We start from the raw sequence: 12,425 nt of genomic DNA, 5'->3' as shown, positions 1-12,425 counted from the left end.
ACGGCGCGGTGCTGACGCGTCGATCCCGAACGAGGTAAGGAAATGAATGTAGCGAACGAACAAGCGAAGCTGACTGTGCAGCAGTTGGGCCACTACATCGGCGGCGCGCCCGCCGCGCCGGCGAGCGGCCGCTTCAAGGACGTGTTCAATCCCGCCACCGGCCAGGTGAGCGGTTCGGTGGCGCTCGCGTCGGTCGAGGAAGTGGACGCGGCGGTCAAGGCCGCCAGGGCGGCTTTTCCGGCCTGGAGCGAAACCGCGCCGCTCAAGCGCGCCCGCATTCTGTTCAGGTTCAAGGAATTGCTCAATCAGCATCACGACGAACTGGCGATGCTGATCACGCGCGAACACGGCAAGGTGTTCACGGACGCGCAAGGCGAAGTGGTGCGCGGCATCGAAGTGGTCGAGTTCGCGTGCGGCATTCCGAATCTGCTCAAGACCGACTTCACCGACCAGATCGGCGGCGGCATCGACAACTGGAATCTGCGTCAGCCGCTCGGCGTGGTCGCGGGCATCACGCCGTTCAATTTCCCGGTGATGGTGCCGATGTGGATGTTCCCGGTCGCGCTCGCCTGCGGCAACACCTTCGTGTTGAAGCCGTCGGAACGCGATCCGTCCGCGTCGCTGCGCCTCGCCGAATTGCTCAAGGAAGCCGGCTTGCCGGACGGCGTGTTCAACGTCGTGAACGGCGACAAGGTGGCCGTCGATGCGCTGATCGATCATCCTGACGTCGCCGCGCTGTCGTTCGTTGGCTCGACGCCGATCGCCGAATATATTCATACGGAAGCGTCGAAGCGTGGCAAGCGCGTGCAGGCGCTCGGCGGCGCGAAGAATCATCTGGTGGTGATGCCTGACGCCGATCTGGACCAGGCGGTCGATGCGTTGATCGGCGCGGCCTACGGTTCGGCGGGCGAGCGCTGCATGGCGATCTCGGTGGCGGTGGCGGTCGGCAACGTCGCCGATCGGTTGATCGAGAAGCTGGTGCCGCGCGTCGAATCGCTGCTGATCAAGAATGGCGAACACCTCGACGCCGAGATGGGGCCGTTGGTGACCGCCGAACATAAGGCCAAGGTGGCCGGTTATATCGCGTCGGGCGTGGCGGAAGGGGCGAAGCTGATCGTCGACGGCCGCGCGCATCCGGTGGCGAGCGAAGAGGGCTTCTTCATCGGCGGCACGCTGTTCGACCAGGTCGGCACGCACATGAAGATCTACAAGGAAGAGATTTTCGGCCCGGTGCTGGCGGTGGTGCGGGTGCCCGATTTCGCGAGCGCGGTGGAGTTGATCAACGCGCACGAGTTCGGCAACGGCGTGTCGCTTTTCACGTCCGACGGCGGCGTGGCGCGTGCGTTCGGCCGGCAGATCCAGGTGGGCATGGTCGGCATCAACGTGCCGATTCCGGTGCCGATGGCCTGGCACTCGTTCGGCGGCTGGAAGCGCTCGCTGTTCGGCGACCACCACGCTTACGGCGAAGAAGGCATCCGCTTCTACACGCGCTACAAGAGCATCATGCAGCGCTGGCCGGACAGCATCGCGAAGGGCGCCGAATTCACGATGCCGGTGGCGAAGTAAGGCGGCGTATAGCGGACTCATGGCGGCCTGGAGTGGCCCATAGCGCTGTACCGAACCAGCGGCCAGCGGCTCGCCGCGCGGCAAGTCGATGCCGCCCGAGCCGCCTCACCGAATCGGCGGGTTCGCTGCTTCGCCCCGGCTGCCTGCTCGCAAGCCGCCGATCATCTCGCCGAGCCACGTCACGACGAGCGCCGTGTACGCACGCTGACTGCCTTCGTCGCTCAGTCCATGATCCGCGCCGTCGATGATCCGGTAGGTCAACGAATGCGCGCTCAGGAACGCCTGTAGATAGCTGGCGATTACCGTGTGCGGCACGAACTGATCGCGCTCCGACTCGACCAGCAGCACGTCGCCCTTGAATGCCGCCGCGGCGCGCAACGCGCGATTCTCGCCGGAGGCCACGATGCGCTTTCTATAAGCGACGATGTCATGCTTGACGTGCAGCGCGCGCTTCGGAATGTTCCAGCCTTCGTCGAGATACAGGGCGGGCACGCGCATGCCGAGCCAGCGCACCGGCCGCAGCGAGGTAAGAATGCTCGCGAGGTAGCCGCCGTAACTGCTGCCGATCACCGCGATCGAATTGCGGTCGATCAGCGGATGCTTCGCCAACGTGTCGTAGGCGGCCAGCAGATCGTTGAGGTTGGTTTCGCGCGTGACCGTCTCCTGCTCGCTGCGTGTGCGCGCGTGCCCGGTCAGGTCGAACGTGAGGCACACGCAGCCGAGCGCAGCGGCCTGCCGCGCGCGTTCCAGATACTGGTCCTGATTGCCGCCCCAGCCATGCACGAAGAGCACGCCTGGCACGGTCGTCTTCGGCGCGAGGATGGTCGCGTCGAGATGACCGGTTTCGATGGGTATTTGCACGCGGTATCTGTCCGCCGTCATGTTTCGCTACTCCCGTCTACCGTATAAAACTTCGTGATTTCGCCCGCCTGCGGATCGGTGCCGTGATAGATCAGGCACGCGTCCGCGGGCACCTCGGCGTGCGCGCCATAGATTTCCCACGTCGACGCCCGCACCGTGTGCGCGTTGCGGTCCGCCTGGAGCACGCGCAGCGCGCCGATTTCCGCGCCGCTCGCGCCGCCCAGCCGCCACGACTGTTCGAGCACGCCGCAATAGTGCGTGCCGTTCGCGTCGGCGCCCCAGCCCACGTCGTAGTTGCGCCGCGACGCGTAGAAGCCGGCGTAGTACTTTTGCACGCAGGCATCGAACGCGCGCGCCCGGGCAATGGCCTCTCGAACGTCGTCCGCCATGTCGAGACGCGCGAGCGCGTCGAAATCGCCGCGCACGACGACGAGGTCCGAGCCGCCGTACACATGATGACCGTGGTTGTTGACCGTCAGTCTCTGCACGCCGTGATAGCTCGCCACCAGGCCGTCGAGCGTGATGCGGCCGACACTCAGCGTCTCGATGTTCTCCAGATGCCGTTCGACGACGACGCCCTCGGCCTGCAACGCGGCGTCGCCGATGTCGTCGAGTTCGGCGGCGAGCTGCTCGCCGGTTTCCACGAGCGCTTGCCCCGCGCCGCCGATGCCGTAAGGCCGCTTGATGCGCACCCGCCCGCCCGGCCACAGCAACGCGGCGGCGTCGAGCGCGTCGTCCCGCGAGAACGCCGCGTAGCCCGGCAGCACGAGTCCGCGAACCTGCTCGCTGAATTCACGTGACCAGCCGTGCGGCGCATGCCGCGCGCCCGGCGGCAATTCGTGCGCGATCAGCTTCGTCGCGACGAACGGATACGGCACCACGCCGCCGTACAGATCGCGCTCCGACGCGACGCCCAGCTTGCGCGCTTCATCCACCGTCAACGTGTCGTCGGGGACCAGGTAGCGGTCCGCCGAAGCGATGCACGCGTCATCGACGTTGCCAGCAAGTTGCGCGCCTTTCAGTTCGGCGATCTGCCGGGCAAGCTCCCATTGGGTGTCGAGTTCGTGACCGCCGCCCGCCGCTTTGCGGCCCTGGCTGTACACCAGCACGATAGGGACCGGCGGTGGCGCGGGTAATGCAGAAGCCGCTGATGCGTCCATGTCGCGCTCCCGATGCGAACGATAGGCTGCCGCGACACCGCGCGCCGAGCGCCGGCATGCCGCGTTGCTTTCATTACGCAAACGTCGTGCCGACAAACAGCTTCCTGGCTGCGTGGATACGCGGATGAACGATCGGACCGAACGGGGCCGCCGCGGCCACATCATTCCGCCTTGTCGATCCGCTTAACCGCGGTGTTAAATATCGACGTGAAGGCTTACAAAGGAGACAAGCATGAGCGATTCGCTTCATCGTCCGTCGCTGGGTTCGGCGGTGTACTACCGGGACCCGTTCGCCGCGCTCGACTGGCTCGAAAAAGCATTCGGCTTCGAGCGCCGGATGGTCATCACGGATAGCGACGGCCGATTGGCCCATTCGGAGATGCGCTTTGGCGACAGCTACGTGATGATCGCCGGCGAATGGTCCGACGACTCGGCCAGTCCCGCTTCGATCGGCGGCAAGAACACGCAGTCGGTACACGTGCAATTGCGCGAGGGCATCGACGAACACTGCGCGAAGGCGCGCGCCGCGGGCGCGATCATCACGCGCGAGCCGGCCGATCAGTTTTACGGCGACCGCGTCTACGCCGCCCGCGATCCTGAAGGGCACATCTGGAGCTTCGGCCAAACGGTGCGCAGCGTGTCGCGCGAGGAAGCCGAGCGCGCGAGCGGCCTGAAGATCGAAGGCTGGGTGTAAGCAGCGGTGAGCCGGTCATGCGCCGATGACACAGCGCGGCCCGGCTTATCGCGGCGTGGCGTTGGTCAGCACGCGCGCGACCCGCGCGGCGATGCGGGGACGGGTGTGCCGGCCGCGACGATCAGCGCCGGCGCGAAAGCCAGCAAGGCGGATAACGCTGTCATGACCCTGCGAATCAGTGAGCGCGCATGCGCCGGTTGACGAAGCGCCACACGGCGCTGACGAGCAACGAACCGACGCCGAGCGAGACGCCCAGCAGCACGATCGAACTCATGTGATCGCGCACCAGCGGCACGTTGCCGAACAGATAACCCGCCGCGACCAGCGAGACGATCCACAGCGCCGCTCCGGCGGTGACGAACGACACGAAACGCGTGAACGTCATGCGTGAAACGCCGGCGACGAACGGCGCGAAGGTTCGCACCACGGCGATGAACGGCGACAGCAGAAACGTCAGGCCGCCGCGCGCTTCGTAAAACGCGTGCGCCTTGCGCAGCGCATTCTTGTCGAGCCAGCGATAGTCGGCGGTATAGACCTTTTCGCCGATCGCGCGGCCGATTGCATAGTCGACGATGCTACCGGCCACCGTGGCGGCGAACAGCACCGGAACCACGAACCAGACGTTCAGCGCGCCGGTGGCGGCGAGCGCGCCGCAGATGAAAATCAGCGGATCGCCAGGCAGGAAAAAGAGCGGCAGAAAACCGATCTCCACGAATACGACGAGAAACAGCATCGCGTAAACGACGGCGCCGTATTCGGCGGTCAGGCCGCTCAGGTGCTGGTCGAAGTGCAGGGCGATCTGCAGAAGATGCGTCAGGTCCATCGTGGCTCGAAAGGGAAATACCGATGCTCAGGAGTTTAGTGCCGTGGCGGCGTTGGGCGCTTGTTTATTTCGCGCGGCCGATGTCAATATCGCGGCATGCCCTTGAATAAACGAACGTAGGAAACGCTCATGCAACGCGCCCACGCCGTCACCTTCCGTTTTGCCGAGCCGCACGATGCGGCCGTGATCCGTGCGATCGAATTCGAGGCGGGTCTGCGTTTCGTCAGCGTCGGCATGACGGGTATTGCCGATGCGCCGCCCATGCCGCTGGAACTCGTCGAGCGCAAGATCGCCGCGCGCGAAATCATCGTCGCCGTGGAAGCCGATCAAACATGCGTCGGATTCGTGATGTTCGAGCCGCAGCCGGCGTGCTTCTACGTGCAGGAGTTGGACGTGCTCACCGCGCATGCCGGGCGGCGCATCGGCGCGGCGCTGATCGAGCAGGTCGCGCAACTCGCGCGTGCGCGACGGGCGATGCAACTCACGCTGTCGACGTATCGCGCGGTGCCGTGGAATGCGCCGTACTATCGGCGGCTCGGCTTTCGCGACATCGAGCCAGCCGAACTCGACGCGGCGCTGATCGCGCGGCGCGAAGCGCATATCGCGTGCGGACTCGACGAATCGAAACGCGTGTTCATGCGGCGCGATCTGGCGTGAGGTTCGACGAGCGCGCGTTCGCATCCAATGACTGAAAACAGGCGGCGCACCGCTTCAGCTTTATTACAACTGCACACGCTTCACCTCTCATTTTCCTTCGTATAACCGCCGGCAATCACCCTATTCATAACTTTCAATAGTTGGCAATCGAGTGGGTGCCCATAATCTGCACCCAATCGAGACCACGCCGCGACGATAAAGAAAAGAACGTCGAGCGTGAACCAAGAACAAGAATGCGTCTTTGCGGAATTGAACCGGTGTCGGCGCCGTCTGTTTGAAGGAACGGTCTCGCTACGACGTCTGCGAACCGCGCAAGGGCCGCAGGTGACGGCGAATCCGTTCGCACCCATCGCACCCGCCTACAGGGCATAGCATGCACAGTGTCTTTACCTGGCTTCTCATGCCGCTATCAGGCGCCGGCGAACATCACGTCGCGACCTGGGTCGCCTGGCATGGACGACTGATGGTGCTTAGCTGGGCTGTGTTGCTGCCTGCCGGTGTCCTCGCGGCGCGATATTTCAAAGTCCTGCCACATCAGTCGTGGCCCGCCGAACTCGACAACAAGACATGGTGGCGCGCGCACCAGACGCTTCAATGGGCAGGCGTGCTGCTGATGACCGCTGGCCTTGTCCTCGCATGGCGCAACGCACCCGGCGCTTCATCGCTTGCGAGGGCGCATGGAACCTTGGGATGGTGCATCGGTGCGGCGGGCTGGCTGCAGATTGCCGGCGGGATGGTGCGCGGAACCAAGGGTGGTCCCAACGATCCGCGTCGCGGAAACCAGCGTTCCGGCGATTCCTTTCGAGGCGATCACTACGATATGACGCCGCGCCGCGTCGCGTTCGAACTCATTCACAAGATACTCGGCACGAGCGCGATTCTGGCTGCGCTCTTCGCGGCGGCGACAGGTCTGTATGCGGCGGACGCGCCGCGCTGGATGGCGGTCGTGCTCGCGTCATGGTTCTGCCTGCTCGGCGCGCTTGCGGTTCGCTGGCAGCGGCAAGGCCGATGCATCGATACCTACCAGGCGATCTGGGGACCCGACGAGGTTCATCCAGGAAATAGGCGCCGATCGATCGGATGGGGCATACGCCGCTATTCGGCGCGGTCATGGGAGCGCCGTTGGCGCACGCCGCGACACGACTGAATCAAACGACATCAACATACGGAGACTTCATGTCAGGACTTGAACTGCGCCAGGTCGTCAAGCGCTTTGGTGCGACAACGGTGGTCGAGCATCTGGATCTGCGGATCGACGAAGGCGAGTTCGTCGTGCTGCTGGGCGAATCCGGCTGCGGGAAATCCACCACATTGCGCATGATCGCGGGTCTCGAGTCGGTGACCGAAGGCCAGATCCACATTGCTGGCCGTGATGTGACGCGGGTTGCACCAGCGAAGCGCGACATTGCCATGGTGTTTCAGAACTATGCGTTGTACCCGCACATGGACGTCGCGCAAAACCTGTCGTTTGCATTGCGCCTTGCGGGGCGGTCCGACTCGGACATCGAAACCCTGGTCAATGCCGCTGCCAAAACACTGAATATCGAAAAGCTGCTGTCACGCAAGCCCAGGGAGCTATCGGGCGGCCAGCGACAGCGCGTTGCGATCGGTCGGGCCATCGTGCGCGAGCCGGAAGTATTTCTCTTCGATGAGCCGCTCTCGAATCTCGACGCCAAGTTGCGCGGCCATATGCGCGCGGAACTCGCGCTGTTGCATGAGCGCCTCGGAAAGACGACGGTCTACGTGACGCACGACCAGGTCGAAGCCATGACGCTCGCTTCACGCATCGTCATCTTCGACAAGGGAAGGATTCAGCAGATCGGCACACCCGCCGAAGTCTTTTCAAAGCCGGCCAATCTGTTCGTGGCGAGCTTTATCGGCACGCCGACGATGAATCTGATTCCCGCGCGCGTGGAAGTTCATGACGGTGCGCTCACGCTGGCCGGCACGGGGTTCCAGTTTCAGGTACCCGCCGCGCGGCTGCAAACCGCATTGGAAGCGGGGCGCGACATCACGCTCGGCTTGCGGCCACAAGCGCTGCAGCTCACGGGTGGCGCGCATTCGTTGAGACTGATCGTCGACGTGGTCGAGTACCTCGGCACGGAAAGCGTGCTGGTTGGCCGTCTCGCGACCGATCCGCGCGTGCGGCTCACCGTGGTCGCCCCCGGCGATTGTCATGCGCTCGCGCACCAGACCGTCGGCATCGGTTTCGATCCGCAGGCACTGCATCTATTCGACACGGCCACCATGCAACGCCTGGGACATTGACGGCAACGCATCCAGCACCATTCAGGAGACAATCGTGCAACGCAGGGAATTCGTAAAACTCGCGGGACTTTCGGTGTTCGCGGCAGGGCTTCCGATCTCCAGCAGTCACGCGCAGGATCGGTTCGCGAAGTACAAGGGAACGTCGCTCGTTCTGAGCATTCCATCGCATCCGCACTACGAGGCGATGATCAGGCTGTTGCCTCAATTCACCGCGCTGACCGGCATCAAAGTCGAACTGGACAAGATGCAGATGCTGCGCATGCGCGACAAGCAATTGCTGGAAATGTCGAAGCCTCAAGGCGACTACGATCTGATCAGCTACATTGCCACGTGGAAAACCGAGTACGTCGACAAGAACCTGCTGCGCGAGCTTGCGCCATTCTTCAAGAACCCACAGTTGTCGGACGCAGGTTACGACATGGCGGACATGGTGCCGGCCTATGTGGAGAACATCGGGCTCGTGGGCGGGGAGAAGGGATATCTGTCCGGCCCTGGCGCCAGGTTATACGGCGTCCCCTATGGCGCGGAGACGTCCATCCTGGCTTATCGGCGTGACGTTTTCAGCCAATATGATCTGAAGGTGCCGCAAACCTACGACGAGCTTCACAAACTGCTTTACGTCATCAAGGACAAGGCGCGGATCGGCGCATTGACCTCGCGCGGACAGGCTGGACACCAATGTCTGCAAGCATGGCTGCTGCACCTCAATCCGCTGGGCGGAAAAGTGTTTGACTATAAGTCCGGCGTTTTTTCGCCGGTCTTCAACGACGATAACGGCGTGAAGGCGTTGAGGTTTCTGCAGGATGTCGTGCAAACAGGACCGGTGGGCATCCCGAGCTACGGTCAGGGGGAAATGATGACCGCTTTCCTGGAAGGGCAGGCGGCGATGTACCTGGACGCGACCGCTATTTTCGGTCCGGTGCGGGACAAGACGCGCTCCAGAATCAGCGACAAGGTGGGGTATGCGGTTCACCCCAAAGGCAGCCGTTATTCGAGCGAAGCAGGCGGGCTTGGCCTCGCGATCCCGCGAAATTCGAGGAATGCCGAGGCGGCGTTCCTTCTTCTTCAATGGCTCACATCGAAAGAACAGGACAAAGCCGTTTGCCGTGCGGGCGGTAGCCCCAGCCGGGTCTCGACGATAGCCGACCCCGCGATGACCCGGCAGTTTCCCGAATTTGCCGTATTGCGGGAACAGATCAAATACATCGATCCGGACTGGCGGCCAATGATTCCCGTTTGGGACGCCATTGTCGATCAGGCTCTCGGCGTGGGCATTTCGAACGCGCTGATTGGCGCTTCGTCACCGGCTGCGGCATTGAACGGCGAGATCCCCAAAGTACTGGAGATCATGCGAAGCGCCGGCTACAAGGCCTGACCAGATAGATATCCCCATACAAGAGGCAGCCTTCGATCGGATGCGATCACCGGCGCCGCTGTCACCGGAATTTCCTTTCATGAGAACGCCCTCCTGGGTCCCGTTGGTTTACGTGGGCCCGGCGGCGGCCGTCACGGCCGCCGCCTGTCTATATCCCTTGATCTCCGGCATTCAGCTAGGTTTCTTCGACTGGTCGATGGGAACGCCGTGGGCCGACGCGCACTGGGTCGGACTTCGTCACTTCAGGACAGCCTTTGCGGACCCTGCCGTCTGGAGTTCGTTGCGGGTCACACTGCTGTTTGCGTTTGTTTGCGTCACCGCCGAAATGAGCCTCGGCATCGCATTGGCGCTGTTGCTCGAAGCGCCCGCGCGCGCAATGGCGTTCTTCCGCAGCATGTTCATTCTTCCCATGATGATTGCGCCGATTGCCGTGGGCCTGACGTGGCGATATCTGTTCGACGCGCAGTTTGGCTTCGTCAATGCGATCCTGCAGCACGTCGGCATGGCGCCTCACGCATGGCTGGCCGATCCCAGCCTCTCCTTCATTGCAATCGTCGTGTCGGATATCTGGCAATGGACGCCATTCGTATTGATCATGATGCTTGCGGCCCTCGCCAGTGTCGATGGATCGGTACTCGAAGCGTCGCGTATCGACGGCGCCACGTGGTGGCAAATGACCTGGCGGGTCAAGCTGCCGATGGTCGCTCACGTGATTGCGATCACGCTGTTGATGCGCGTGATCGACGCATTTCGTGTGCTCGAGGTTATCTACATTCTCACCTTCGGCGGGCCGGGTGATGCGACGGAAATTCTTTCCCTGCACATCTACAAGGCCGCGTTCGTCAGCCAGAACCTGGGCTCCGCCGCGGCGATTTCCGTGCTGTTGCTGGCGGTCGTCGCACTCCTGTCGTGCGTGGCGCTGCGTTTTTCGAATCCGCTGAAACAGGAGAAGATGTAATGCGCCGCTCTCCGTTGCTCATCGGCCTGCACTACACCGCGCTGGTGATCCTGGCCTGTCTGTGCGTGGCGCCGATCGCACTCATCTTCATCACGTCGCTGCGCAATCAGACGCAGATATTCGGCGAGCCTTTGAATCTGCTGTTCACGCCGACGCTGGAGAACTACCGCGCGGTGCTCGGCGAGGACAATTTCGCCCGTTACCTCGGAAACAGCCTGATCGTGGGTGTCGTGTCGACGGCGCTTACGCTTTTGCTCGGCTGCATGGCGGCTTATGGACTGGCGCGTTTCCGTTTCCCGGGGCGTACCGCCGTTGCCTACGCGACGCTGATGCTGCGCACGGTGCCGCTCGCGGTACTGGCACTGCCGGTGTTCATGATCTGGAGCCGGTGGAACATGGTGAACAGCCTTTCAGGTCTGATCCTGTTGTATGTGGCGGTGAACCTGCCGTTCACTATCTGGCTGCTGTACGGTTTCGTCATTCAGATTCCGATTGAACTGGAGGAAGCCGCCGCGCTCGATGGTTGCGGGCCGATCGGGACCTTCTACAAGGTATTTCTCCCGCTGATCCGGCCAGGTCTTGCCGCCGCCGCCATTTTTACTTTCCGCATCGCGTGGAATGAATTCATTCTTGCACTCGTGCTGACCGACCGCGGAACGCGCACGTTGCCCGTTGCAACGTCGCTTTACATCACGGACATAGGCGTCGACTGGGGAAAGATCATGGCGCTCGGAAGCCTGATTGCGATTCCCCCGCTCATTTTCACGCTCGTCGCCGCGCGCCAGATCATCACCGGATTGACTGCGGGGGCGGTCAAGGGTTAGGCATTGCAATGGAACACGGGCGCGAGGCTGGATGATCGCGCCCGCGCCGGTCTTCGCGCGTCTGACGGACGCCAGTTCGAACAGAGCCGTGCAGGCGCCCACACAGCGGCGCTGAAATCGCCCGGCGCAGCCTGCCTGCACGTAACCGATCGCGCCACCGACCGCGCCACCGACCGCGCCACCAAAAAAGTAAAAAAGGCGCTTCGCGTGGCACCGGTCCGGGTGACCAGTCCAAGTCCTTATGCGGATTTTTGCAAGCGTGGTTTTTTATGTCTCGGTACATTTGCGCCGTGTTGAGCATAACCACTAATAACTAACGGGCCGGCGGTTCTTGTCAGATGTTTCTCACGGATTCGCTTTAATCAAATCATTGAGAAAAGATCTCTTATAAATCCGAATTTCACGGATCCAATTATCATGTTTAAAACTATTGCAACCGCATGTCTGCTTCTCGCGGCGATCGGCTCGTCTCAGTCTGTGTTTGCGTATTCCGGGGGATTTGTGAATTACCAGTCGTTCGACGTGAGCGGCTATCTGCAGGGAGGCAACAAGGTCGATCCTAAAACCACCTTCTCGCCGATTTTTGAATCGTTTGGTGACTATCGCTTTGGTGATCTCTACACGTATTCTATTTTCGAAACCTCGCTGCAGAACGACTATGCCGGCGGCGCCACGACCTACTATTACAAGCTCGTTCCGAGATTGAGCCTGGGCAAGCTGTTGGGCAAGGATATCTCTCTGGGACCGTTCAAGGATATTACGTTTGCCCAATGGATCTCCAAGACAGAGCACCAGGGCTATAACTACTTTCCCGGCATCGGCATCGATTGGCAGGCTCCTTGGATCGGCTGGCTGCGCACGATCTATTACTGGGAAAGAAATCCCGGCCTGGGCTGGAATGACCGGCGACTTCACATCGATTATGGTTTCCCGTTTTCGACGAAACTGGGCGATTTCCGGATTGTCGGGACTTTCGACCATACCTTCGGTTTGCACGGCCAGGCCGAGACGACCGATTTCAAACCGGAACTCCACTACGACCTCGGCAAGGAATTGGGCCAGCCCGGCGGGCATTTGTGGCTGGGTATCGTTCTGAATCCGATCAGGAACAAGTACAAGATCCAGAGCACGGAGTACTTCCCCACCGATCAATTCAGCTATGGCGCGCTGATCAGATACAGCTTCAACTGAAGCCCGAATGATTCGGAACGATCTTAATTAAATATCAGCTTGCGAGGC

Annotated in this window: 12 protein-coding genes; 9 read left to right on the top strand and 3 right to left on the bottom strand. The window is 62.0% G+C overall.

Annotated features, from left to right (window positions below; translation table 11 throughout):
• Positions 1 to 42 precede the first annotated feature (42 nt).
• Positions 43 to 1,566 (top strand): CoA-acylating methylmalonate-semialdehyde dehydrogenase, encoded by a 1,524-nt coding sequence (locus tag ACTJLC_RS06350; RefSeq protein ID WP_310315593.1) that lies wholly within the window; start codon positions 43 to 45, stop codon positions 1,564 to 1,566.
• 105 nt (positions 1,567 to 1,671) lie between these two features.
• Here the strand turns inward: ACTJLC_RS06350 and ACTJLC_RS06345 are convergent, their stop codons facing one another.
• Together ACTJLC_RS06345 and ACTJLC_RS06340 are read right to left on the bottom strand one after the other, a co-directional pair.
• Complete coding sequence (locus tag ACTJLC_RS06345; protein ID WP_073427390.1) at positions 1,672 to 2,448, bottom strand: alpha/beta hydrolase family protein; 777 nt, start codon at positions 2,446 to 2,448, stop codon at positions 1,672 to 1,674.
• On the bottom strand, positions 2,445 to 3,587 hold the full coding sequence (locus tag ACTJLC_RS06340; protein ID WP_310315591.1) for a DUF3182 family protein: 1,143 nt from the start codon (positions 3,585 to 3,587) through the stop codon (positions 2,445 to 2,447). Before ACTJLC_RS06340 ends, ACTJLC_RS06345 begins: the two co-directional genes overlap by 4 nt.
• 232 nt (positions 3,588 to 3,819) lie before the next feature.
• On the opposite strand from ACTJLC_RS06340, the gene ACTJLC_RS06335 reads away from it, so the two are divergent.
• Positions 3,820 to 4,281, top strand: a complete 462-nt coding sequence (locus ACTJLC_RS06335) for a VOC family protein (RefSeq protein ID WP_114164290.1) — start codon at positions 3,820 to 3,822, stop codon at positions 4,279 to 4,281.
• 175 nt (positions 4,282 to 4,456) lie between these two features.
• On the opposite strand, the gene ACTJLC_RS06330 is transcribed toward ACTJLC_RS06335, so the two are convergent.
• Positions 4,457 to 5,104 carry a VTT domain-containing protein gene (locus ACTJLC_RS06330; RefSeq protein WP_310315590.1) on the bottom strand — a complete coding sequence of 216 codons (648 nt, stop codon included), beginning with the start codon at positions 5,102 to 5,104 and terminating at the stop codon, positions 4,457 to 4,459.
• Between the two features lie 129 nt (positions 5,105 to 5,233).
• On the opposite strand from ACTJLC_RS06330, the gene ACTJLC_RS06325 reads away from it, so the two are divergent.
• From ACTJLC_RS06325 to ACTJLC_RS06295, 7 genes are all read left to right on the top strand, one after another.
• Positions 5,234 to 5,761, top strand: a complete 528-nt coding sequence (locus ACTJLC_RS06325; protein ID WP_310315588.1) for a GNAT family N-acetyltransferase — start codon at positions 5,234 to 5,236, stop codon at positions 5,759 to 5,761.
• A 400-nt stretch (positions 5,762 to 6,161) separates the two neighbouring features.
• Positions 6,162 to 6,908 carry a cytochrome b561 domain-containing protein gene (locus ACTJLC_RS06320; protein ID WP_310315586.1) on the top strand — a complete coding sequence of 249 codons (747 nt, stop codon included), beginning with the start codon at positions 6,162 to 6,164 and terminating at the stop codon, positions 6,906 to 6,908.
• A 29-nt stretch (positions 6,909 to 6,937) separates the two neighbouring features.
• On the top strand, positions 6,938 to 8,029 hold the full coding sequence (locus tag ACTJLC_RS06315; protein WP_310315584.1) for an ABC transporter ATP-binding protein: 1,092 nt from the start codon (positions 6,938 to 6,940) through the stop codon (positions 8,027 to 8,029).
• A 34-nt stretch (positions 8,030 to 8,063) separates the two neighbouring features.
• On the top strand, positions 8,064 to 9,404 hold the full coding sequence (locus tag ACTJLC_RS06310; RefSeq protein ID WP_310315582.1) for an ABC transporter substrate-binding protein: 1,341 nt from the start codon (positions 8,064 to 8,066) through the stop codon (positions 9,402 to 9,404).
• Between the two features lie 79 nt (positions 9,405 to 9,483).
• Positions 9,484 to 10,362 carry a carbohydrate ABC transporter permease gene (locus tag ACTJLC_RS06305; RefSeq protein ID WP_310315580.1) on the top strand — a complete coding sequence of 293 codons (879 nt, stop codon included), beginning with the start codon at positions 9,484 to 9,486 and terminating at the stop codon, positions 10,360 to 10,362.
• The gene (locus ACTJLC_RS06300) at positions 10,362 to 11,186 is read left to right on the top strand and encodes a carbohydrate ABC transporter permease (RefSeq protein ID WP_310315578.1); all 825 of its coding nucleotides are present in this window, start codon (positions 10,362 to 10,364) and stop codon (positions 11,184 to 11,186) included. Before ACTJLC_RS06305 ends, ACTJLC_RS06300 begins: the two co-directional genes overlap by 1 nt.
• A gap of 417 nt (positions 11,187 to 11,603) precedes the next feature.
• Entirely contained in the window at positions 11,604 to 12,377 is a 774-nt protein-coding gene (locus ACTJLC_RS06295; RefSeq protein WP_073427398.1) for an outer membrane protein OmpK, read from the top strand.
• The last annotated feature ends 48 nt before the right edge of the window (positions 12,378 to 12,425 follow it).

Source organism: Paraburkholderia sp. 22099, from assembly GCF_052045835.1.
Classification (GTDB): Bacteria; Pseudomonadota; Gammaproteobacteria; order Burkholderiales; family Burkholderiaceae; genus Paraburkholderia; species Paraburkholderia terricola.
This window is presented reverse-complemented; position numbering and strand designations above follow the sequence as displayed.